The sequence below is a fragment of the Limnohabitans sp. 103DPR2 genome (assembly GCF_001412575.1).
Classification (GTDB): Bacteria; Pseudomonadota; Gammaproteobacteria; order Burkholderiales; family Burkholderiaceae_C; genus Limnohabitans_A.
Genome location: NZ_CP011834.1, coordinates 852,448 through 873,971, shown reverse-complemented (window position 1 = coordinate 873,971; position 21,524 = coordinate 852,448). Strand labels below are relative to the sequence as shown.

The window sequence follows — 21,524 nt, the reverse complement described above, 5'->3', positions numbered from 1 at the left end:
GATTTTGAACCAAGGATCATCGACCGACAATCTTTTTAGTCATTTTTAAATAATTAAGGTATATTTTCTACACATGCCTGATTTTGAATTTAATTCAAGCAAAAGCGAATCGAATTTCCTCAAGCATGGCATTGATTTTGAAGCGGCACAGGCTTTGTGGAACGACCCCTTGCTCTTGGAAATCCCTGCAAAAGTTGAAGATGAGCCCAGATATTTACTCATCGGCGTGATCGACCAGCTTCACTGGTCAGCCGTCGTGACATACAGAGGCTTCAATATTCGCTTGATATCTGTCAGAAGATCACGCAAGGAGGAAGTTGCACTTTATGAAAGCTAAAAAATTTGATCACGCATTTGACAGTGGCTTGGATGTCTCCAACAGTTTGGACCTCAACAACGCAAAACGTGTTCAACAAACTCCCAAACGCGTCAATGTCGATTTTCCAGCCTGGATGGTTGAATCATTAGACCGTGAAGCAAGCAAACTGGGCGTCACCAGGCAGTCCATCATCAAAGTCTGGCTTGCAGAACGCTTGGCATCCACCAACACATCCTCGCTCTCAAAGTAGCAGGCCAATGTGTAGCCCGCACTTTTTTAAACCAAAAGCGGCAAAGCCCTCATACGCTGACCCGATAACTTAAACATGGCGTTGGCCACGGCAGGCGCTAGGGGCGGCACAGCAGGTTCGCCCACACCTTCAGGCGAACGGGTGCTGGGCACAATCCAAGTTTCCACAACCGGCGATTGGGCCAGACTGACCAAAGGATAGTGGGTAAAGTTGGTTTGCTGCACAACGCCTTCTTGAATGTCAATTTTGCCAAACAGGGCAGCACTCAATGCAAAGTTCACCGAGCTTTCTACTTGCTGCTTCACTGTGCCAGGGTTGACCACCGTACCGCAATCGATGGCACACACCACGCGGTGTACACGCGGCACACCGTCCTTGATCGACACTTCGGCCACTTGCGCCACAATAGAACCAAACGACTCATGCAAAGCCACACCGTGCGCGTGACCGACTGGCAATGCAGTGCCCCATTTGGCTTTTTCTGCAGCCAACTTCAAAACTGCGGCATAACGCGGTGCTTGCTGAAGCAACGCCAAGCGAAACGCAACAGGATCTTGTTTGGTTTCAAAGGCCAACTCATCAATGAAGCTTTCAGTAAAGAATGCGTTGTGCGAGTGGCCCACTGAGCGCCAGAAACCAATGGGCACGCCCATCTTGGTGGACACATGCGCCATGTGCTGATTCGCAAATCCATAGGGCAAGTCAAACAAGCCTTCAGCGGTCGTTTTGTCGGGCGCATCGATGGGGCCAGACAATGCTGGCAAAACACGGGACATCCAGCGCGGGGAAATCGCATCGCCTGCTGACTTGATGCGCAAACTCTCCACCTCACCTTTGGCATTGAGGGCTGCACTCAGCTGTGCCACATGCATGGGGCGATAAAAGTCGTGTGCCATGTCTTCTTCACGCGACCAGACCAATTGAACGGGCGCGCCATCCAGTGCCAAGGCAATTTGGGTGGCTTGTGCCACCACATCGGCTTCTAAGCGACGACCAAAACCACCGCCCAATAGCGTGACGTTGACTTTGACTTTGTCATCGGACACCTTGGCCAACTTAGCAGCCGTTGCACGCGCCAAGCCTGGCACTTGCGTAGGGGCCCAAATTTCAAGCGAGCCATCTTTGAACTGCGCAGTACAGTTCATGGGCTCCATGGTGGCATGCGCTAAATACGGTGCTTTGTATTGCGCTTCAATCATTCGCGCAGACACAGACTCGGCTTTGGCGGCATCGCCTTTCTCGTAAAAAGCAAAACCTTTTTCTGTTTTGAGTTTGTCTTTGAGTTCAGACTCAATGCGCTTTGTGTCTAGGGCACCTTCTGCACGTTGCGCCCATTGCGCTTTGACTTTTTCTGCTGCTTGCTTGGCGTGCCAAGTGGTTTTGGCGACCACTGCAAAACCTTCTGCAGAGCCTGCAGCGCTGGCGAGTTGAACGCATTTCACAACACCGGGCATGGCGAGCGCTTCTTTGGCGTCGAAGCTGCTGAGCGTGCCACCCATCTGCGGCACTTGCACGATGCTGGCAAACAGCATGTTGGGCACGCGCACATCGATGCCAAATACGGCACTGCCATTAGTTTTGGCAGGCACGTCTGCGCGAGGTGCGGCTTGACCGATCAAGCGCCAATCTTTGCGATCTTTCAGAACGACATTGCCAGGCGTTTGGCCTGCAGCACCTTTGGCAAATTCACCATAGTGCGCAGACTTGCCGGAAGCATGATTGACCACGCCATCTTTCACGCTCAATTCTTTGGCAGGCACTTTCCACTGATCGGCAGCCGACAACAACAAACTGGCTTTGGCCGTAGCCGCTGCAGTTCTCAAGTGTTCCCATGCATCTTTGACAGACGATGAGCCGCCAGTGGCATTGACGCCCAATTCGCGCGCTACTTTGCTGACCATCCACTCGCCTGTTTTGACCATCATGGGCTTGTCTGGGCCTTCTGATTTCAGGGGATGGAAGGGCAAGGTGCCCACAAACATGGCCACATTGCCGTAGATGGCGTCGTGACCTGCTTGTTCTAAGCGAACTTGCTTGAGGGGCACGTCTAATTCTTCAGCCACCAACATGGCCAGTGCATTGTGAATGCCCTGCCCCATGTCGCTGCGGTGCATGGCCAACACCACGCCACCGTCTTTGGTAATTTTGATCCAACCGTTGAGCGCGACATCACCTTCTGTGAGCAGCATGTTGTCGGGCTTGCCCAAGCGTGAACGGGGGGGCATGACGCCCCAACCAACGACGAGTGCGCCTGTGAGTCCAAGGCCGCTGAGAATGAGGTTGCGGCGCTTCATGCTTGAGCTCCTGCAGCGCGGTGAATGGCGGCTCGCACGCGTTGGTAGGTGCCGCATCGGCACAGGTTGGTCATGGCTTCGTCGATGTCGGCATCGGTGGGTTTGGGTTTTCTGGCCAAGAGGGCTGCAGCTGCCATGAGCATGCCACTTTGGCAGTAGCCGCATTGGGGCACTTGCTCTTCAATCCAAGCTTGTTGCAAAGCACTGGGTTTGTCGGCTGTGCCGAGTGATTCGATGGTTTGGATGTTGGCGCCTGTAACGCTAGATACTGGTGTGACACAAGAGCGAATGGGTTGGCCGTCTTTGTGGACTGTGCAGGCTCCGCACGCGGCAACACCGCAACCGAATTTGGTGCCGGTGAGGTTGAGGGTGTCTCGCAGAACCCAGAGCAAGGGCATTTGGGGGTCGACGTCTAAGCTGACGTTGTTGCCGTTGACATTGAGGTTCATTGGGGCCTTCCGCTGTTGTTTTGAAGCTGATTGCTTGTTACATGCGGATGCTAGCAGGTGTTGGGTCTTTGTGCGGTTTAGACGGTTTAGTTGGTGAGACTTGTATGGCTTCTTTTGCGGGAGCGTTGAGCAGTCAGCCCTAAGGGGGGCCTCCTCATACTGGGGTACCAGAAATCGTCAGCCCCCCTTAGGGCTGACTGCTCAACGCTTGGTCGGCGGAGGATTTCTGAACACCATCGCTGCTGTTCGCAGTCTGGGTGAGGGTGTATTGGGTGGGTGACGATTTCTGGTACCCCAGTATGAGGAGCCCACCCAATGCATCCTCGCCCAGCGAGCTCAGCACCTGGCGTCCAAAAAAAAGCCCCGCAAAAAATGCGAGGCTATCAATCGTTGGCGGAGAGGGAGGGATTCGAACCCTCGGTGATGTTGCCACCACGCCTGATTTCGAGTCAGGTACATTCGACCACTCTGCCACCTCTCCTACACTCACATTTGCGGCTGGTCTCTGCCGCAAATTCTATCAGCGGACTTTAAGCGCGTAGCTCCGTGATGCCGCCCATGTAAGGACGCAACACTTCAGGCACCGTCACTGAACCATCTGCATTCTGATAATTCTCAAGCACCGCCACCAAAGCGCGGCCCACCGCCAAACCAGAACCGTTCAAGGTGTGCACCAACTCGTTCTTGCCTTGCGCATTTTTAAAGCGCGCTTGCAAACGACGTGCTTGGAAAGCCTCGCAGTTTGAGCAAGAGCTGATCTCACGATAGGTGCCTTGCGCAGGCACCCAAACTTCCAGGTCATAAGTTTTGGTAGCACCAAAACCCATGTCACCTGAACACAGCAACATCACGCGATATGGCAAGCCCAGTTTTTGCAGAATGGCTTCAGCGTGGCCTGTCATTTCTTCCAGCGCTTCGTAGCTTTTCTCTGGATGAACAATTTGAACCATTTCTACTTTGTCGAATTGGTGCTGACGAATCAGGCCGCGTGTGTCACGCCCTGCACTGCCCGCTTCTGAACGGAAGCAAGGTGTGTGGGCTGTGAGCTTCATGGGCAAGTCTGACTCGGCCAAAATTTCATCGCGCACCACGTTGGTCAAAGTGACTTCTGAGGTGGGAATCAAATACAGCGCTTGATTGTCTGCAGCCTCTTCGCCTTCTTGACCGCCCTTTTTAGCAGCAAACAAATCGCCTTCAAACTTGGGCAACTGACCCGTGCCACGCAGCGTTTCTGCATTCACCACGTAAGGTGTGTAGCACTCTGTATAGCCGTGTTGCTGCGTTTGCGTGTCCAACATGAACTGCGCCAAGGCGCGGTGCATGCGAGCAATTTGACCGCGCATGAACGTAAAGCGTGAACCGGACAATTTGATGCCGGTGTCAAAGTCGAGGCCCAACTTTTCGCCAATGTCGACGTGGTCGCGCACTTCAAAGTCGAAGGTCTTGGGGCCTTTGCCGTCCACACTCCATTTGCGAACTTCCACATTGCCGTGTTCGTCCGCGCCAACAGGCACGCTTTCGTGGGGCAAGTTGGGCACGGCCAACAGCATGTCCTGCAACTCAGCCTGCAAAGCCTCTAAGCGAATGGCTGAAGCATCGAGTTCTGTTTTGATGCTGGCCACATCGGCCATCACCTGGTCAGTGCTTTCACCTTTGGACTTCAACATGCCAATTTGCTTTGACAAATTGTTGCGCTGACTTTGCAATTCTTCCGTGCGAGTTTGCAAAGTTTTGCGCTCATTTTCTAAAGCACGAAACTTTTCCACATTCAAAAATGCTTGTGGATTTTTACGAGTTTCCAGGCGCGCCACAGCAGCGTCGAGGTCTTTGCGGAGTAGAAGAATGTCTAGCATGTTGAGAGAGAGATTGAAGCGGCCAAAAATCAATGGCCATCGTTTAATTTAAGGCCCTTGGGCAAGGGGAATTTGATGGTTTCGGTGACACCGTCCAATTTGCGAATGGAGGTAGCACCCAAGGCGCGCAAGCGAAGAATGACATCTTGCACCAACACTTCAGGCGCTGAGGCACCCGCTGTCAGGCCCACACGGTGTTTGCCAACAAACCATTCATTTTGCAGTTCGTCAGCACTGTCAATCATGTAACTGTCGGCGCCCATGCGGCTGCCCAGTTCGCGCAGACGGTTGCTGTTGGAACTGGTGGGGCTGCCCACCACCACCAACACATCCACCTCAGGCGCCATCAGCTTGACGGCATCTTGTCGGTTTTGGGTGGCGTAGCAAATGTCTTGTTGTTTGGGCTCGCGCACCTTCGGAAAGCGTTGCTTCACGGCCAACAAAATTTCTTCGGCATCGTCCACACTCAAGGTGGTTTGCGTCACAACGGCCAAGAGTTCGGTTTGCTTGGGCTGAACTTTCAACACATCCTGAACGTCTTCTACCAAGTGAATGCCATCGGGCAATTGACCCATGGTGCCTTCCACTTCAGGATGGCCCTTGTGGCCAATCATGATGAACTCATAACCTTCTTTGTGCAGCTTGGCCACTTCCACATGCACCTTGGTGACGAGGGGGCAAGTGGCATCAAAAATATTGAAGCCGCGCGCTTCTGCTTCGGCTTGCACCGCTTTGCTCACGCCGTGAGCGCTGAAGACCAAGGTGGCGCCAGGCGGCACATCACTCAGTTCTTCGATGAAGATGGCGCCTTTGGTTTTGAGGTCGTTGACCACGTAGGTGTTGTGCACAATTTCATGGCGCACGTAAATGGGCCGGCCAAATTTGGCAATGGCCGCTTCCACAATGTCAATGGCACGGTCAACACCTGCGCAAAAGCCGCGAGGTTCAGCCAATAAAATTTCTTGTACGCCCATGAGTTGCCCGTTTCAATGATTGACTGCTTGGGTTTTACAAAATGCCAATGATGTGCACTTCAAACGTCACTGGCTGTCCGGCCAAGGGATGGTTGAAGTCGAACAACACCGCGCCATCTTCGGCCACTTGCATCACGGCGCCTGCATAGGTGCCATGGCCATCGGGTGTGGGGAACTGCACCACATCACCAGGCACATAGTGTTCTTGCGCAGCACCCAGTTGAGCCAACAGCTTGCGGGCCACCCATTGCTGCATGTCGGGGTTGCGATCACCAAAGGCTACCCCTGCGGCCAATTCAAAGGTGGTGCGCACGCCCTCTTCCAAGCCCATCAAGCACGCCTCCATGCCGGGAGACAACTCGCCCGAGCCCAACGACAGGGTGGCGGGCTTGTCCTCAAAGGTGTTGATGAGGGTGCCTTGTGGCCCTGCCAGTCGGTAGTGCAGCGTCAAAAAGGATCCGGCTTGTACGGTGGTCATAGTGTGTCAATGCAAATAAGGCAATTCAATGCAGGCCAATGAAAAAGTAAAGCACCGCCAAAGGCAGGCTGAGGGCACAGACTCGAACTGTCCATCCCCGCATTGTAAAAAGCTTCTAGGCCTTTGGCCGGGAAATGCGCTGCAAAGGGGCATTTATCTGAAAGAACTGGCCCATGAACCTGCAAGAAATACCGCCCGACGCCCGTCCCCGCGAAAAAATGCTCGCCCGGGGACCCAGCGCCTTGAGCGATACCGAACTGCTCTCACTGCTGCTCAGAACAGGGGTGGCGGGCCGCAATGTGCTGCAGTTGGCGCAAGACATGCTGTTGGCCAGTGGCGGATTGGCCAACTTGCTCATCACGCCGGCTTATCAGCAGGGGCACATCAAGGGCTTGGGGCCGGCCAAACAAACCGAGCTGTTGGCCGTGATGGAACTGGCCAAACGGGCCATGTCGCAGCAGTTGCAAACACGTGAGGTGATGCAAAACGCCGCCAGCGTACAACTGTATTTGCAACTGCACATGGCCCACAAACACCACGAGGTGTTTGCCATGCTGTTTTTGGATGCTCAGCACAAATTGCTGTGCATGGAAACTTTGTTTCGCGGCACGCTCAGCCAAACCAGTGTGTACCCCCGCGAGGTGGTGCTGCGGGCGCTTCACCATCACAGCGCCGCCGTGGTTTTGGCGCACAACCATCCCAGTGGCTCGGTCCATCCCAGTCCCGCCGATTTGCACCTCACCCACACCCTCAAGTCAGCATTGGCCATGGTGGATGTGCGGGTGCTCGATCATGTCATTGTGGGGCCAGGCCAAGCCTTCTCCATGGCAGAGCAAGGTGTTTTGTAAGTGAAGCGAAAAATGGCACTGGCTTATGGCAACATTGGACCGTGAAATTTCAATCGCTTCAAGACCTTAAACACATTCAAAAGCAGATTGCCGAGGCGCAAGCCAAAGCAGCTGCCGAGGCAGCTGCGCGCGCCGCCGCTTTGAAGAAGGCTGAAGCCGAAAGGAATTTGTTCACCCGGGCCATCGGCAAAGTGGCCCCTTTGCCTGTTCACAACAAAGCGCATCTGCCCAAAGCGCCCCGCTCACCCGTGGCCACGCAGTTGAAAAAAGACGAAGCCCAGGTCATTCAAGACTCCCTCAGCGATGAGTTTGATGTCAGCACCTTGCTCGACACCGATGAGGCCCTGAGTTTCAGAAGGCCCAGCGTTGGACCCGAAGTGACGCGCAAATTGCGCAAGGGCGATTGGTCGATTCAACGTGAAATTGATTTGCACGGCTTGCGCAGCGATGAAGCCCGCTTGGCTCTCACCACTTTCATTCGCGAAGCCCACAAGCACGGCATACGCTGTGTGCGTGTGGTGCATGGCAAAGGGCTTGGCTCGCCTGGCAAAACGCCTGTCCTCAAATCCAAGGTGCACAGTTGGCTGGTGCAAAAAAACCAGGTCATGGCTTTCGTACAAGCCAAGCCTGCAGAAGGTGGCGCAGGTGCATTGGTGGTTTTGCTGACCCCCTCAGAGGCGCGCTAACTTTATTCAGCAGCTTGTCGCAGCGTTTGTGACACGGGCTGACGCAACACTTCCGACAAGCCCCACCATCCGGCCAGCCACGCCAGGCCAGCGCCAGACAAGGCGCCTGCTAAGGGCACCCACAAAGAGGCGGTCCAATCGAATTCAAAGACGTAATGGGCCAAGCCCCAACCGACGCCTACGGCCACCGAACTGGCCAAGAAACCAGCCAAAAGTCCAACACCCATCAGCTCTGCCGTTTGCACCTGGCTCAGCAATCGACCTGTGGCGCCCAACGCTCGCATGATGGCAAATTCACGTTTTCTTTCTTCGCGGGTTGAAGTGACTGCAGCCATCAGCACCAGCAGACCCGCAATCAGGGTGAAAGCAAACAAAAATTCAACCGCGCGAATGACCTGGTCCAAGACTTTTTGGACTTGGGTGATGGTGGCCCGCATGTCAACACTGGTGATGTTGGGAAACTGTTGAAGCAAATTGCGTTCAAATGATTTTTGAGGCGGGGTTTTGAATGCAGCCATGTAACTCAAGGGCACGTCGGGCAACTCGTCGACGGGGTACATCACGAAGAAGTTGGCGCGCATCGAGCCCCAGTCCACTTTGCGAAGGGAGGTGATGCGCCCTTCAGAGATCACACCACCCACATCAAAGCGCAGGCGATCGCCCATTTTCAAACCCAAGGTCTGGGCAATGCCCGCCTCGACGCTGACGGCATCTTTTTCGCCATCGGTCCAAGTGCCCTCAACCACGGCGTTGTGATCAGGTTTGGCCGCTCGCGCAGACAAATTGAACTCACGATCGACCAAACGTTTGGCGCGGTCTTCAACGTAATCGGCCGGGCTGACGGCTTTGTCATTGATGGCAACCAAACGGCCGCGAATCATGGGGTACCAATCGTATTGCGCCACACCGGCTTGCGATAGGGCAGATTGAAATGCAGCAGTTTGATCGGGCTGCACATTGATCACAAAACGATCGGGTGCATTGACGGGTGTGGCCTTGCGCCAGCTGCTGATCAAATCGGTTCTGAGCAAGACCAACAACACCAAAGCCAACAAGCCCACAGACAACGCACTGACTTGGACCACGGCATACACCGGGCGGGCCATCACTTGCCTTGTGGCCAACAGCAACCAACGTGGTGTGGCCGAGCTGGGCACCCATTGCCGAAGCAACTTCAACAAGACCCACGTGATGGCCGCAAAGAACAAGGTGGCCGCCGCAAAACCACCGACGGTCATCAAGCCCAGCTTCACATCACGGCTGGCCCACATCAAGGCAGCCGCAAAACCCAACAAGCCCGTGAACAACACGCCCACTGAAGCAGGTTGCAAACCACCCATGTCACGGCGAATGACACGAATGGCCGGCACTTTGGCCAATTGCAAAACTGGCGGCAATCCAAAGGCCAACAACAGGGTCAAGCCCATGCCCAAACCCAAGATGGCCGGTGCACCCGAGCTAGGCGGCAACTGCGCATCCACCAGACCTGCCAACAACCATACAAAGGCATGGTGAACACCGTATCCCAAAGCCAGACCCAAGAGGCTGGCCAGCACACCCGCTGTGACAAACTCAAAACCATAAGCCAGTGTGAGCGTGCGTTGGCTTTGACCCAAGACGCGCAGCAAGGCGCAACCATCCAAATGTCTGGCAGCAAATGTGCGCGCTGCCAGTGCCACGGCCACAGCACACAACAAGGCTGCCAGCAGCGCTACCAGGTTCAAGAACTTTTCGGCACGGTCCAAGGTTTGGCGCATTTCTGGGCGGCCGCTTTCCATGGACTCTATTTGCACGCCCCGAATGTTGGGGGTTTGGACTTGCTCGCGAGCCCAGCTCAAAAACTTTTGCACATCGCGTTGATCCTCAGCTCCGGCCACAGCCATGCGATAGCTGATGCGGCTAGCAGGTTGCACCAAGCCTGTCGCGGCCACATCTTGTTGATGCATCATGACGCGCGGTGCGAAATTCATAAAGCTGGCACCGCGATCGGGCTCGCGCTCAATGAGGGCGGCAATTTGAAAAGCTTGATCGCCCAACCACAAGCGATCGCCCAATTGCAAGTTGAGGCTTTCTAACAAAGGGGGATCGACCCACACCGTGCCAGGCTTGGGCACTTCACGCGTTGTGACCACTTCGTCGCTCAACATGCTGGGCTGCTGCACATTCGCTTTGAACAAGCTCATGTTGCCGCGCAAGGGATAACCTTCTGAGACGGCTTTCAAAGCCACTAACTTGGTCTCTCCTCCCTTGGCGTCGTCTGCACGTGCCATGCTGGGAAAGTTCAAGGTGGTTTGAGTTTTCAACGCGAGGGATTTGGCTTTTTCAAAAAAGACATCGGGCGTGGGCTTGTCACTCACCACCACAGCATCGCCGCCCAGCAGTTGGCGCGCGTCACGCCACAGACCTGCTTGTAAACGGTCTGCAAAAAATCCAACCGCCGACAGCGCCGCCACGGCCAGCACCACCGAGACGATGAGCAAATTCAGTTCGCCAGCGCGAAGGTCGCGCCACAGATTGCGCCAACCCAATTGAGTGGCGAGCAGCCACTCAGGGCTTGTAGGCTGCGTCAAAGCTTTAGTCATGCGCAACTGACTTGACGCTAGGCTCTGCCAGTTCAGTTTGCCATGTGAGGCGATGCGCAGCGCTAAAGCACAAGAAACGTTTGTTGGTGGCACGGCCAATGGCACACAGGTCCACACGCTGTGCAACTTCCAAACCCATTTGGGTGATGCCACTGCGAGATACCGCAATGGGGACACCCATTTGCGCAGACTTGATCACCATCTCACTGGTCAGTCGACCGGTGGTGTAAAACACTTTGTCGTGGCCACTGACATCGTTCATGGCCATCCATCCCGCAATGGTGTCAACTGCATTGTGGCGGCCTACATCTTCCACAAACATCAGCATCTCTGCGCCTTTGAACAAAGCACAGCCGTGCACAGAGCCAGAAGATTTGTAAGTGGTTTCTTGCACGCGAATGGCATTGACCAAGGCATACAAGGTGGCTTGATCAATGCGTGAATCGGGTGGCAATTGAATGGCATCGATGTCGTTGACCAGATCACCGAACACACTGCCCTGACCACAACCTGTGGTCACCACGCGTGCCGCCGTTTTGCTGCCTGCTTGGCTTTGACCTTCACGTGTCTTGATGGCAGCGACACCCGGCTGCCCCATTTCACCTTCACCCAAACTCCAATCGACCGTGATGGACTCAATTTCGGCAACAGAATGAATGAGGCGCTGGTTCAACAAAAAGCCCAACACCAAGAATTCAGGGCTGGCGCCCAATGTCATCAGGGTCACCAGTTCGCGTTTGTCCAAGTACACCGTCAGTGCACGCTCTGCAGGAATGTGAACTTGCGAGCTTTCACCCAACTCGTTGATGACCTCAATCTGCCGCGTCAATTCGGCATGGGCTTGGGTCAGTCGGGGTTTGAGAGAAGATGGGTGCGACATGGGTAATACAAAGTTCAGGCACGAGCCTAACGCAAAAAGTCCCTCGCTGACTCAGCGAGGGACTTTCAACCTGTTGAATTCAGGGAAAAATCAGGATTTTTTAGCGGGCGCTGCTGCAGCGGGTGCAGCAGGTGTGGCACCCGGCTTGGCTGCCGCTGGTGCAGGTGCTGCGGCCACTGCAGGGGCTGCTGGTGCAGCTGCGACGTAAGGTCCTGGATCAGCACAAGCTGGCGTAGCCACAGGCGGTGTAGTGGGCTTGCCAGTGGCCTTGGCTGTCTTGTAATAGTGCGCAGCCACTTTTTCACGTGACTTGCATAGCTGGTAATCAGCGACTTTGTTGCCGTGGGCCGTTTTGGCTGCAGCCTCTGCCGCTTTGGCTTTGGCCTCGTCGCTGGGTGCTGGCAACTTGGCCATGGCCGAGACGCTGAACAGAGATGCCAACAACAGTGTGGCCAAGCTGATGAATGTTTTTTTCATGATTTGAATCCTCAAACGTCAGGCAGATACCGAGGTAGAAGCAGCACCACCATGGGCGGAAGCTTCAGGCGATCGGTGCGCAGGAATCTTGCCTGCTTTGATGTCGTTGTACCAAAGTTCGTGGTGTTCTTTGGCCCAAGTTTCGTCAACATAACCATCGCGCATGGCACTGTAGGCGCCTTGCATGCCAATGGTGCCCATGTAGATGTGGCCCATGAACATGGCCATCATGAGGATGGTGGCGACACCATGAATCATGTTGGCAATTTGCATGGTGCTGCGCTCGTAAATGAGACCGGGAATGAGTTTGTCGAGAACCAAACCTGACGCCACCACAACAAGGCCCAAGCCCAAGACACCAAACCAGAACACCACTTTTTCACCGGCATTGAAGCGATGTGAAGGAACTTCTTGGCCAGAAAGCAAGCCACCGCCCTTCAACAACCATGTAATGTCTTCTTTGCTGGGGAAGTTGTCCTTCAAGAAGGTGACAAACACAATGATGAGCGACACCGCAAACAAGGGGCCTGCAAAATTGTGAATGTTTTTCAAGGCATAAGTCAGCCAACCAAACAAAGCATTGCCAATGATGGGTTGAATGAAAAACTTACCGAACGCCATCACCACGCCAGAAACCGCCAACAACACAAATGCAATGGCATTGGTCCAATGGGCAGAGCGCTCTAGGGGTGTAAAGCGTTCAATCTTCCGGCCAGTTTCAGCGCCATGCAATGTCATGGTGCCTTTGCCGTAGTAAAAAAGCGCAATGGCCAATGCTGCAATCAGCAACAAAGAACCCCCATAAGGAATGATCCAGTTGTTGCGAACTTGACGCCATGCCTCACCTGCGGTGGTGAGTTTGGAGCCTGGGTATTGGACAAAAGGCTGAATGAGGTTGCCGGCTTCGGGCGCTTGCGACGCAGGCAAGCTGCTATAGCCCGTCACACCCGCACCCACTTGGCGCCACATGGGGGCATTGTTGCCAGGCTGAACCTTGCCACGCTCACCATTGTTTTGGTCTGCGTATTTAGGATCTGTGTTGGCGTCGGGTGCAATGGAAAAGATGTTGGCACTTTGAACACCCGGAGCGGCTGCTTTGGCGCTTTCAGCTGCTGGCGCAGCAGTTGCAGGCTGCGTTTGTGCAGACACGCTCAACACAGCCCCCAACATCAAGCAGGCCATCAAGAGACCCGACTGAATGTGTGTGCTTACCGAAGATCGGTTCATGGTTGCTCTCCCACTTTCAGTTGGATCGCGAGTGATCGTTTTGCCCATATTGAGCGCGTGTTTTGAGTTGCTGGGCCCAACTGTTTTTGTCGCCGGCTTTCCAGCCGGACGTGGTGAACACTTGAACGCCGGTGCCGGTGTAGGGCGCTGCGTCAAGTTTGGGTTGGCCTGCCAACTCTTGCACTTTGTCGCCGCAAGCGGAAAGGCCTGAAGCCAACAACACGGCGCAAGCCAGGCCTGTTAAACGATGGATGCGGCTCATGATTTGGCACCTTTCGAATCGGTTTTGCTGCCATAGGCAGTGCCCCAACCCCAAACTTCTGCGCCTTTGCCGCGTTGTACAACGCGGTTGCGGAAGATGTCGGCCACCACGTCGCCGTCGCCTGCGAGTAAGGCTTTGGTGGAACACATTTCGGCACAAGCTGGCAACTTGCCTTCTGCCAAACGGTTGCGACCATACTTTTCGAATTCAGCTTGGCTGCCATTGGCTTCGGGGCCACCTGCGCAGAATGTGCACTTGTCCATCTTGCCGCGAACACCAAAGGTGCCTGCGCTGGGGAACTGGGGTGCGCCAAAGGGGCAAGCATAGGAGCAGTAACCGCAGCCAATGCACACATCTTTGTCATGCAACACCACACCCTCTTCGGTGCGATAGAAACAGTTCACGGGACACACCGCCATACAGGGGGCGTCTGAGCAGTGCATGCAGGCCACCGAAATGGATTTCTCGCCAGGCACACCGTCGTTCAAAGTGACCACGCGGCGACGGTTGACGCCCCAAGGTACTTCGTGTTCGTTTTTACAAGCCGTGACACAACCATTGCATTCAATGCAGCGCTCTGCATCACAGATAAATTTCATTCTTGCCATGTTTTACTCCTGTGTGTGGCAAAGGCTTTACGCCTTCTCCACATCGCAAACGGTTGTTTTGGTTTCTTGCATCATGGTGACGCTGTCGTAGCCGTAAGTGGTGGCTGTGTTGACTGCTTCACCCCGCACGATCGGTGCGGCACCATTGGGGTAGTGCGCCAGCATGTCGGCACCTTGCCAACGACCCGAGAAGTGGAAGGGCAAGAACACGGTGTCAGGCGCCACGCGCTCTGTCACCAAAGCTTGCACATTCAAGCGTGCACCCGTAGGTGTTTTGACCCATGCACGTTCACCATTGCGAATGCCGCGTTTGGAAGCAGTTTGAGGATTGATCTCCACAAACATTTCTTGCTGCAACTCGGCCAGCCATGGGTTGGAACGTGTTTCTTCGCCACCGCCTTCGTATTCCACCAAGCGGCCTGAGGTCATGATGAGCGGGAACTTCTCATGCACCTTGTCGGCAATGTTCTTGTCTTGAATGGTTTTGTACAAAGTGGGCAGACGCCAGAAGGCTTTCTTGTCGTCGTGCGTGGGGTACTTGGCCATCATGTCGGCACGGGTGCCATAAAGTGGCTCACGGTGCTGAGGAATAGGATCGGGGAAGTTCCAAACCACAGCGCGGGCCTTGGCATTGCCAAAGGGATGGCAACCATGGTTCTTCATGAACACACGGATCATGCCGCCAGAAGAATCGGTCTTCCAGTTTTTGCCTTCGGCTGCTTTGGCTTCAGCTTCGGTGAGTTCACCCCACCAGCCCAATTTCTTGAGCAGCACATGGTCGAGTTCGGGGTAGCCGGTGGTGATGTCAGCGCCCTTGGAATGAGAACCGTCTTCGGCCAACAAGGATTTACCTTCACGCTCCACGCCAAAGTTAGCGCGGAAGTTGCCGCCGCCTTCCATAACGTGTTTGGAGGTGTCGTACAAATTGGGGGAACCTGGGTGTTTGAGTTCGGGCGTGCCGTAGCAGGGCCATGGCAAACCAAAATAATCATCACCAAAGTCGTAGCCTGTTTCTTTGTCTTTACCGCCCTTGGATTTGAGCGTTTTGACATCAAACAAATGCATATTGCGCATGTGCGCTTTCAGGCGCTCTGGGCTTTGGCCGGTGTAGCCAATGGTCCAGACGCATTTGTTGATTTCACGCAGGATGTCTTCTGGCACGGGTTCGTCCATGCCTTTGACTTTTTGCATTTTGTAGTTCTTGACCAGCTCTTTGCCAAAGCCCAATTTGTCGGCCAATTGGTACATGATCATGTGGTCAGAGCGGCTTTCCCACAAGGGATCGATGACCTTGTCGCGCCATTGCAATGAGCGATTGGACGCTGTGCAAGAACCGCTGGTTTCGAACTGTGTGGCTGCGGGCAACAAATACACCGCGCGATTGGGGTTCAGGTCTTCTGGCTTGCCAGGCATGGCCGCCATGGCAGCGGTTGCGGATGGATAGGGATCGACCACCACCAACAAGTCGAGCTTGTCCATGGCGCGCTTCATTTCCAAACCACGTGTTTGAGAATTGGGGGCATGGCCCCAATAGAACACGCCGCGCAAGTTGCTGTCTTGGTCGATGAGTTCGTTTTTCTCGAGCACACCATCGATCCAGCGCGACACCGTGATGCCGTTTTTGCCCATCATGGCAGGGCTGGCGTAGCGGCCCTTGATCCATTCAAAGTCAACATCCCACGCTTTGGCAAAGTGCTTCCAAGAGCCTTCAGCCAACCCGTAGTAGCCAGGCAATGAATCGGGGTTGGGGCCCACGTCGGTGGCGCCTTGTACGTTGTCGTGACCACGGAAAATGTTGGTGCCACCACCCGATTTACCGATGTTGCCCAACGCCAACTGCAAGATGCAAGAGGCACGAACCATGGCATTGCCAATGGTGTGCTGAGTTTGACCCATGCACCACACGATGGTGCTGGGGTTGTTTTCGTGCAGCATCTTGGCCACTTTGAAAACTTGCTCTTCTTTCACACCACAAGCTTCTTCCACTTTGTCGGGTGTCCACTTGGCCATGATGTCGGCCTTGACCGCTTCCATGCCGTACACACGGTCATTGATGTACTTCTTGTCTTCCCATCCGTTTTTGAAGATGTGATAGACGATGCCAAACAAGAAAGGAATGTCGGTGCCGGAGCGAATGCGCACGTACTCGTCGGCCTTGGCCGCAGTGCGTGTGAAACGTGGATCGACCACGATCATCTTGCAACCATTTTCTTTGGCATGCAACATGTGCAACATGCTGACAGGGTGCGCTTCGGCCGCATTCGAGCCGATGTACAAAGCGCACTTGCTGTTCTGCATGTCGTTGTACGAATTGGTCATGGCGCCGTAGCCCCATGTATTGGCCACACCCGCCACCGTGGTGGAGTGGCAAATACGCGCTTGGTGATCGGTGTTGTTGGTGCCCCAGAAGCTCACAAACTTGCGCATCAAATACGCTTGCTCGTTGTTGTGCTTAGAGGAGCCAATGAAGTAAACGCTGTCGGGGCCGCTGGCTTTGCGCAGCTCCATCATGCGTTCGCTGATTTCTTTCAGGGCCAAGTCCCAGCTGATGCGCTCGTACTTGCCATTCACCAGCTTCATGGGGTAGCGCAGGCGGTATTCGCCGTGGCCGTGCTCACGAAGCGCTGCACCTTTGGCGCAATGTGCACCCAAATTGATGGGCGAATCGAACACAGGTTCTTGGCGAACCCACACGCCGTTTTCAACAACGGCGTCAACAGCACAACCCACTGAGCAGTGGGTACAAACGGTACGCTTCACTTCAACTTTGCCTGCGCCAATGATGGAGCCGCCTTGCGTGCCCGCCTGGGCTTTTTTCACCAAGCTCAGTTGCGAAGCGGCCAAGCCAACGCCAACCCCTAAGCCAGAACGGCGCAAGAAAGTGCGTCGATCGAGTGTGGGCAAAGCCTGTGTGAGGCCGCGGCGCAAACTGTGCACGAACGGCGACGCTGAAGCACCTGAGGTGCCAGAATTCTTTTTGGTCAACAACATGAAACTCTCCAGAAGAGGTGAGTGTTTGAGAAAGGACTTAGACCAAGGTGGTCTTGTAGTAACGCTTGACGTGCTCGGATAGCTCGTAGCCACCACCGCGTTCGGGTTTGGCTTTTTGAGTGATTTGGGGCGCCAAGTCTTTTACTTGGGGTAAGAAACTTGTTGCAGCTGCCACAGCGCCAACTGTGCCTGCACCAGCGAACAATGTGCGACGTGAAACTTTAGGGTTTTGCGTACTCATGAATGTTTCCTTGAAAGATGCTTAGGAAATACTTTGCATACCTCAGTGATGTTAACAGTTCGCCTTATTGCAACAATGGGGAAACCCTTATGTTTGTGCGCTTTCCGGCTTGACAATTTTCAAGTCAGCAAATCAAAACCTTGGGTCTCAATGTTCAAAAATGCTTGGGTGAACGCAGCCAATTGCGCAAAGAATTGCGCTCTGGGATGTTTCAAGATGACATCCAGCATCTCTTGAACCCAAGGCTGAACATGCTTTGCGAAGAACTCGCGTTGTTGTGTGAGGTTGGAGATGGCCACATCGTCACCCGCAATCAGATAGCGCATCACTTCGCAAAGGCACGCAAAATGGTCCTCTGTTTCCGACATGCTGTCGTCGCGCTCCAAGCCTAGCGCGGCCAAATCTTCACGCAATCTGGCAACCGGTTTGTCGTTGAGAAAACCACTCACGTAATGTGAGGCGTAAAGGTAAATTTCAGGCTTGCCCACACCCCCAAACAATTGGTTGTACTCCGAGGCGATGTCAGCATCAGTTGACACTCGCGATGCAGCAACAAGTTGACGCCATGGCTCTTCTAAAAATCCACCGGCCACGGGCGCATCCGTCACTGCAACGCGCAGTTGTGCCAACAATTCAGGACTGGGCACTTGATAAAACAATTGCGCGAGCAAGCCATAAATTTCAGCGCGCGCCGTTTCTTCGTCTAGGGCTGAGGACGATGACAGATTGGAAGTCATTTGGATTTCTTCAAGATTTGGGAGGGATGTTGGCAATCTTGGCCTCATCCGAATTGGAATAGATGTCGATGACGCGGCAATCGCCACACATCTTGAGGCGCTCTAATGCGGCACCTTGGAACATACTGTGACCGGCCAATTTACCCAACATGGCCTCGATGGCCTTGAGGGTGCCAAATGGTTTGCCACACTTTACACAACCATAGGGTTGAGATTGGTTCAAGACTTGCGCTTGCTTGCGCTCGGGCGTGCGCAAGAAACGTGGCACCAACTCAATGGCATCTTCGGGGCACGTGGTGGCACACAAGCCGCACTGCACACAGTTCTTTTCGATGAAACGCAGTTGCGGCAAATCGGGGTTGTCTTGCAATGCGCTGGCTGGGCATGCACTGACACAACTCAGGCACAACGTGCATTTGTCAGCATTGACTTTCAAAGCACCTAAAGGTGATGCTACAGGCAACGCAATGGCGCTGTTGCTGGCCTGCAATGCCGAGGGTGCATGCTCGCTCAAATGGTCCAATGCCAATTCAAGGGTGCTGCGCTTTTCGGGGGCTACGGCGTACTTGGCATACACGGCCGGCACTTGGTTCTTCCATTTGGCTTGTGCTTTTGCGGCGCTGTTGGCTTGCAAACTAGCGTCTAAGTCTATGCCGTTTTTGGCACGCATAATTTGAAAATGAATGCCTTCGTAGCCCAGACCCGCCAACAAACTCTGGGCAACGGCCATTTGCGCCTCTAGCCCCTCCAAATATTGTGGTGCTTCTTCGTGTGTGCAGAGCACCAAAACTTGATGCGCACCATAGGCCACTGCCGTTAGCCAAACTTCCAAACCCAAACTGGCGGTGTGCCATAGGGACATGGGAATGACATTGGCGGGGGTGCCCTTGGCCAACTTGAGTTGCGCTGCACGGCCTAACTCTTCCACCACTTTGAGTCCGGCTTCTTGGCTGTGCAACATCAGCACCGCATCTTTGCCACCTGCCGCATGGTAGGTAGACAACAGCGTTTTGATTTTCGAACCTTGCTCTTGTGCCTTGGGGTAGGCATACGTCAAAGCGCCCGTAGGACACACGGTGGTACACGCGCCACAACCCACGCACAAATTGGGATTCACCTTGATTTGTTGACGCGACTTGTCGCTTGAAATGGCCTCAGCAGAACAAATGTCGACGCAGGCATTGCAGCCCACCGTTTCGTTGCGGCTGTGTGCACAAAGTTTTTGTTTGTAAACAAAGAACTTGGGTTTTTCAAACTCGCCCACCATGTCGCGCAACTTGATGAGCGTTGCCAGATCCTGGCCGTTCCATTTGAAATAACCTTGTGGTGGCGCGTGTTGCAAAAACTGAGGACCATTTGAGCCTGCAGGTCGAAGGTCCAAAATGAGGTCGAATTTTTCGGAAGCTTCTGTGGGCACACGGTTGAAATCAATGGCCCCTGCAGATTGGCAAACCTTGACGCACGCGCGGCTGTCATTGCACACGCTCATGTCGATCTGATAATCCAAACCAATGGCGTTCTCGGGGCAAGCCTCCACACAAGCATTGCAGCGCGTGCACAAATCCAAGTTGATGGGGTTGTTGTCAGACCATGACACATCAAAGGCCCCCAACCAACCGCTCAATGATTTCAATTCGCCAGCGATCACAGGGTATTGACGCTCTTGCGAGCCACCCGCTTCACCAGCACCCTGCGAAAAGATCACCACTTGCAAGACATCGGCCACCATGGCGGCAGCCTTTTCAGCTTGATCGAGAGGGCCAATGATCAACAAGCGCCCCTCGGTTTTGAAGGGTACGACTGGCACAGGGTCAGGTTCAGGCAAATGGGCTGCTGCCAATAGCGCCGCCAGTTTGGGGGAGGCGTTTTGTGCATCACTGCTCCAGCCGCCAGCCTCACGGATGTTCACAAATTTGATGGGGGACGTTGCGCCTTCTGTTTGTGAAGCCAACTCAGAGAAAAGCTTTTTCTCTTGGGTGCAGGCCACCACCACTTCTTGACCCGATTGAATGGCCTTCTGAAATGCGCCTGCTTCTCGGCGGCAAAGTGTGCTGTGCAGTGTGAGCGATTCACCCAGCGCCTGACCCAGCTTCTGGGTCTGCAGGGGCATGGTTTGATTGCAATCGCAAATGAGTGTGGTCATGTTGTACCGAGTTGTTTTCTAGGGGCTCAGGGTTGTCTAAGTTGTTTGCGTTGGCAGCCAACTTTGTCTCTGCGGGTTTGGGAGTGTCGCTATCTGAAGTGCTGGACTGTGCCACATCTTCGGGGGCTTTCACCAAACCCAAAAATTGTGCGCCCACCATTTTGGCCAGCATGCCAGCGGGCAAAGGATCTGGCGTGTTGTAGTCGCCAATGTAAATGTCCAAACCGTCCATCACGTTGTAATGCGGATCGGTGAAAAGTTTTTTCATGGCCGCATTGCGAACTTCTGGGGAGACGCCTTGCGTCATGAACGTCGAAAAATCAGAATCAGGTGTCAATTGCTCAACATCCGACAACGTGGGCAACTTGGGTGGCTCAGCAGCAGGTTCGGCCGATTCAGGCTTGACACTGGCCCCAGAAACTTCGCTGTTCTGTACAGAGGGCTGCGGTTTGTCTTGCGCTTTGTCTTGCGCTTTGTGTGGACTGATGTCTTCTTCAGCCAATCCCAACTTCACAGCCTGTTTGCGCTGCGACCAACGGCTGAAAAAACCACCCGAATTCTCAGTCATGCGCCGTCCACCTTTCGGCCAGAGCGATCGCTGGTGGTGACCTTGGCGGGTTGACCAAAACGATCGGTGAGCGCTTGAAAACTTTGCGGCCGCTGGCGACGCTTCACCTCGGGGGTGTAATGTTGTTTGGCAAATTCACGCACCCATTCAACGATGTCGGGTGACGCAGGAACCTGCTCGATGGTTTCTTGCGCGTCTAGCCATCGGCCAGCATCGTGATAACTGAGCGAGACGCGTTCGGGCACGGCCACCAGATCGTCGCTCAAGGCAGCTTGCTCTTCCATGCGCCACATCACAAAGAAACAGGGATCGGGCGAGGTGACGTTCAAAAGGTAGCCTTCTGCATCGTCTGGATACAACTCGACTTTGAAATTGGGAAACAGCCACAGCGCGCCATCCTCTCCCTCGCGCAAGCACTTGGGGTGCTTGCCAAAGCCTTCTTCGTGGGGCGTGACGTCGTCCAGAATCCAACGCCAAGTCTGCCATTTGGCCATGTCACCCTGCACGCGCTCGCGGCGCATGACAACGGCAACATCAATGGAGGGTCTGGAACTCATGGGCGGATAGTACCAATGATTCAAAGTCATTGGCGCTTGTCCGCCTTTCAGACGGCGTGAAACTTCTGAAATTCAACGAATGCTCAGAAGTATGGGTCAG

General features: G+C 54.3%; 21 protein-coding genes and 1 tRNA gene. 4 read left to right on the top strand and 18 right to left on the bottom strand.

Features of this window, described 5'->3' with window-relative positions; all coding sequences use genetic code 11:
• The first annotated feature begins 73 nt into the window (after positions 1–73).
• Positions 74–337 (top strand): BrnT family toxin, encoded by a 264-nt coding sequence (locus L103DPR2_RS04260; protein ID WP_055359901.1) that lies wholly within the window; start codon positions 74–76, stop codon positions 335–337.
• Positions 327–569: a type II toxin-antitoxin system BrnA family antitoxin gene (brnA, locus tag L103DPR2_RS04255; protein WP_055359900.1), complete on the top strand. Its 243-nt coding sequence runs from the start codon at positions 327–329 to the stop codon at positions 567–569. The genes L103DPR2_RS04260 and brnA overlap by 11 nt, the downstream gene beginning before the upstream one ends.
• A gap of 26 nt (positions 570–595) precedes the next feature.
• Here the strand turns inward: brnA and L103DPR2_RS04250 are convergent, their stop codons facing one another.
• The 6 genes from L103DPR2_RS04250 to L103DPR2_RS04225 form a co-directional block, all read right to left on the bottom strand.
• Positions 596–2,863 (bottom strand): xanthine dehydrogenase family protein molybdopterin-binding subunit, encoded by a 2,268-nt coding sequence (locus tag L103DPR2_RS04250; protein ID WP_055359899.1) that lies wholly within the window; start codon positions 2,861–2,863, stop codon positions 596–598.
• Positions 2,860–3,312: a (2Fe-2S)-binding protein gene (locus L103DPR2_RS04245; RefSeq protein WP_055359898.1), complete on the bottom strand. Its 453-nt coding sequence runs from the start codon at positions 3,310–3,312 to the stop codon at positions 2,860–2,862. The genes L103DPR2_RS04250 and L103DPR2_RS04245 overlap by 4 nt, the downstream gene beginning before the upstream one ends.
• A 391-nt stretch (positions 3,313–3,703) precedes the next feature.
• A tRNA-Ser gene (locus L103DPR2_RS04240) sits at positions 3,704–3,793 on the bottom strand.
• Positions 3,794–3,842: 49 nt separating this feature from the next.
• Complete coding sequence (serS, locus tag L103DPR2_RS04235) at positions 3,843–5,165, bottom strand: serine--tRNA ligase (RefSeq protein WP_055361841.1); 1,323 nt, start codon at positions 5,163–5,165, stop codon at positions 3,843–3,845.
• Between the two features lie 29 nt (positions 5,166–5,194).
• Positions 5,195–6,139 (bottom strand): 4-hydroxy-3-methylbut-2-enyl diphosphate reductase, encoded by a 945-nt coding sequence (ispH, locus tag L103DPR2_RS04230; protein WP_055359897.1) that lies wholly within the window; start codon positions 6,137–6,139, stop codon positions 5,195–5,197.
• A 34-nt stretch (positions 6,140–6,173) separates the two neighbouring features.
• Positions 6,174–6,617, bottom strand: a complete 444-nt coding sequence (locus tag L103DPR2_RS04225) for an FKBP-type peptidyl-prolyl cis-trans isomerase (protein ID WP_055359896.1) — start codon at positions 6,615–6,617, stop codon at positions 6,174–6,176.
• Between the two features lie 173 nt (positions 6,618–6,790).
• On the opposite strand from L103DPR2_RS04225, the gene radC reads away from it, so the two are divergent.
• Positions 6,791–7,465, top strand: a complete 675-nt coding sequence (gene radC, locus L103DPR2_RS04220) for a RadC family protein (protein WP_055359895.1) — start codon at positions 6,791–6,793, stop codon at positions 7,463–7,465.
• A gap of 41 nt (positions 7,466–7,506) precedes the next feature.
• Positions 7,507–8,151: a Smr/MutS family protein gene (locus tag L103DPR2_RS04215; protein ID WP_055359894.1), complete on the top strand. Its 645-nt coding sequence runs from the start codon at positions 7,507–7,509 to the stop codon at positions 8,149–8,151.
• Positions 8,152–8,153: 2 nt separating this feature from the next.
• Here L103DPR2_RS04215 and L103DPR2_RS04210 read toward each other — a convergent pair whose 3' ends face one another.
• The 12 genes from L103DPR2_RS04210 to L103DPR2_RS04155 form a co-directional block, all read right to left on the bottom strand.
• Positions 8,154–10,733 carry an ABC transporter permease gene (locus tag L103DPR2_RS04210; protein ID WP_055359893.1) on the bottom strand — a complete coding sequence of 860 codons (2,580 nt, stop codon included), beginning with the start codon at positions 10,731–10,733 and terminating at the stop codon, positions 8,154–8,156.
• Positions 10,726–11,613 carry a formate dehydrogenase accessory sulfurtransferase FdhD gene (locus L103DPR2_RS04205; protein WP_055359892.1) on the bottom strand — a complete coding sequence of 296 codons (888 nt, stop codon included), beginning with the start codon at positions 11,611–11,613 and terminating at the stop codon, positions 10,726–10,728. Before L103DPR2_RS04205 ends, L103DPR2_RS04210 begins: the two co-directional genes overlap by 8 nt.
• A gap of 90 nt (positions 11,614–11,703) precedes the next feature.
• Positions 11,704–12,090 (bottom strand): hypothetical protein, encoded by a 387-nt coding sequence (locus L103DPR2_RS04200; protein WP_055359891.1) that lies wholly within the window; start codon positions 12,088–12,090, stop codon positions 11,704–11,706.
• An 18-nt stretch (positions 12,091–12,108) separates the two neighbouring features.
• Positions 12,109–13,272, bottom strand: a complete 1,164-nt coding sequence (locus tag L103DPR2_RS04195) for a formate dehydrogenase subunit gamma (protein WP_055359890.1) — start codon at positions 13,270–13,272, stop codon at positions 12,109–12,111.
• Between the two features lie 61 nt (positions 13,273–13,333).
• Entirely contained in the window at positions 13,334–13,579 is a 246-nt protein-coding gene (locus L103DPR2_RS04190) for a hypothetical protein (RefSeq protein WP_055359889.1), read from the bottom strand.
• Complete coding sequence (gene fdh3B / locus L103DPR2_RS04185) at positions 13,576–14,187, bottom strand: formate dehydrogenase FDH3 subunit beta (protein WP_055359888.1); 612 nt, start codon at positions 14,185–14,187, stop codon at positions 13,576–13,578. The genes L103DPR2_RS04190 and fdh3B overlap by 4 nt, the downstream gene beginning before the upstream one ends.
• 27 nt (positions 14,188–14,214) lie before the next feature.
• Positions 14,215–17,178: a formate dehydrogenase subunit alpha gene (locus tag L103DPR2_RS04180; RefSeq protein ID WP_055359887.1), complete on the bottom strand. Its 2,964-nt coding sequence runs from the start codon at positions 17,176–17,178 to the stop codon at positions 14,215–14,217.
• A gap of 37 nt (positions 17,179–17,215) precedes the next feature.
• Positions 17,216–17,419 carry a hypothetical protein gene (locus L103DPR2_RS04175; protein ID WP_055359886.1) on the bottom strand — a complete coding sequence of 68 codons (204 nt, stop codon included), beginning with the start codon at positions 17,417–17,419 and terminating at the stop codon, positions 17,216–17,218.
• A gap of 119 nt (positions 17,420–17,538) precedes the next feature.
• Positions 17,539–18,156, bottom strand: a complete 618-nt coding sequence (locus tag L103DPR2_RS04170) for a TorD/DmsD family molecular chaperone (protein WP_055359885.1) — start codon at positions 18,154–18,156, stop codon at positions 17,539–17,541.
• 10 nt (positions 18,157–18,166) lie between these two features.
• Complete coding sequence (locus tag L103DPR2_RS04165) at positions 18,167–20,299, bottom strand: 4Fe-4S binding protein (protein ID WP_231717679.1); 2,133 nt, start codon at positions 20,297–20,299, stop codon at positions 18,167–18,169.
• Positions 20,226–20,867: a DUF3306 domain-containing protein gene (locus tag L103DPR2_RS04160; protein WP_082466707.1), complete on the bottom strand. Its 642-nt coding sequence runs from the start codon at positions 20,865–20,867 to the stop codon at positions 20,226–20,228. Before L103DPR2_RS04160 ends, L103DPR2_RS04165 begins: the two co-directional genes overlap by 74 nt.
• Positions 20,864–21,424, bottom strand: a complete 561-nt coding sequence (locus tag L103DPR2_RS04155; RefSeq protein ID WP_055361839.1) for a DUF3305 domain-containing protein — start codon at positions 21,422–21,424, stop codon at positions 20,864–20,866. The genes L103DPR2_RS04160 and L103DPR2_RS04155 overlap by 4 nt, the downstream gene beginning before the upstream one ends.
• Positions 21,425–21,524: the final 100 nt, after the last annotated feature.

Excerpts from the sequence above, each read along its gene's own strand:
- brnA (WP_055359900.1), top strand. The coding sequence starts at position 327 with ATGAAAGCTAAAAAATTTGATCACGCATTTGACAGTGGCTTGGATGTC.
- L103DPR2_RS04160 (WP_082466707.1), bottom strand. The coding sequence starts at position 20,867 with ATGACTGAGAATTCGGGTGGTTTTTTCAGCCGTTGGTCGCAGCGCAAA.
- L103DPR2_RS04210 (WP_055359893.1), bottom strand. The coding sequence starts at position 10,733 with ATGACTAAAGCTTTGACGCAGCCTACAAGCCCTGAGTGGCTGCTCGCC.
- L103DPR2_RS04250 (WP_055359899.1), bottom strand. The coding sequence starts at position 2,863 with ATGAAGCGCCGCAACCTCATTCTCAGCGGCCTTGGACTCACAGGCGCA.
- L103DPR2_RS04175 (WP_055359886.1), bottom strand. The coding sequence starts at position 17,419 with ATGAGTACGCAAAACCCTAAAGTTTCACGTCGCACATTGTTCGCTGGT.
- serS (WP_055361841.1), bottom strand. The coding sequence starts at position 5,165 with ATGCTAGACATTCTTCTACTCCGCAAAGACCTCGACGCTGCTGTGGCG.
- L103DPR2_RS04180 (WP_055359887.1), bottom strand. The coding sequence starts at position 17,178 with ATGTTGTTGACCAAAAAGAATTCTGGCACCTCAGGTGCTTCAGCGTCG.
- radC (WP_055359895.1), top strand. The coding sequence starts at position 6,791 with ATGAACCTGCAAGAAATACCGCCCGACGCCCGTCCCCGCGAAAAAATG.
- L103DPR2_RS04205 (WP_055359892.1), bottom strand. The coding sequence starts at position 11,613 with ATGTCGCACCCATCTTCTCTCAAACCCCGACTGACCCAAGCCCATGCC.
- L103DPR2_RS04165 (WP_231717679.1), bottom strand. The coding sequence starts at position 20,299 with ATGACCACACTCATTTGCGATTGCAATCAAACCATGCCCCTGCAGACC.
- L103DPR2_RS04195 (WP_055359890.1), bottom strand. The coding sequence starts at position 13,272 with ATGGCCTGCTTGATGTTGGGGGCTGTGTTGAGCGTGTCTGCACAAACG.
- L103DPR2_RS04225 (WP_055359896.1), bottom strand. The coding sequence starts at position 6,617 with ATGACCACCGTACAAGCCGGATCCTTTTTGACGCTGCACTACCGACTG.
- L103DPR2_RS04155 (WP_055361839.1), bottom strand. The coding sequence starts at position 21,424 with ATGAGTTCCAGACCCTCCATTGATGTTGCCGTTGTCATGCGCCGCGAG.
- fdh3B (WP_055359888.1), bottom strand. The coding sequence starts at position 14,187 with ATGGCAAGAATGAAATTTATCTGTGATGCAGAGCGCTGCATTGAATGC.
- L103DPR2_RS04170 (WP_055359885.1), bottom strand. The coding sequence starts at position 18,156 with ATGACTTCCAATCTGTCATCGTCCTCAGCCCTAGACGAAGAAACGGCG.
- L103DPR2_RS04200 (WP_055359891.1), bottom strand. The coding sequence starts at position 12,090 with ATGAAAAAAACATTCATCAGCTTGGCCACACTGTTGTTGGCATCTCTG.
- ispH (WP_055359897.1), bottom strand. The coding sequence starts at position 6,139 with ATGGGCGTACAAGAAATTTTATTGGCTGAACCTCGCGGCTTTTGCGCA.
- L103DPR2_RS04260 (WP_055359901.1), top strand. The coding sequence starts at position 74 with ATGCCTGATTTTGAATTTAATTCAAGCAAAAGCGAATCGAATTTCCTC.
- L103DPR2_RS04190 (WP_055359889.1), bottom strand. The coding sequence starts at position 13,579 with ATGAGCCGCATCCATCGTTTAACAGGCCTGGCTTGCGCCGTGTTGTTG.
- L103DPR2_RS04245 (WP_055359898.1), bottom strand. The coding sequence starts at position 3,312 with ATGAACCTCAATGTCAACGGCAACAACGTCAGCTTAGACGTCGACCCC.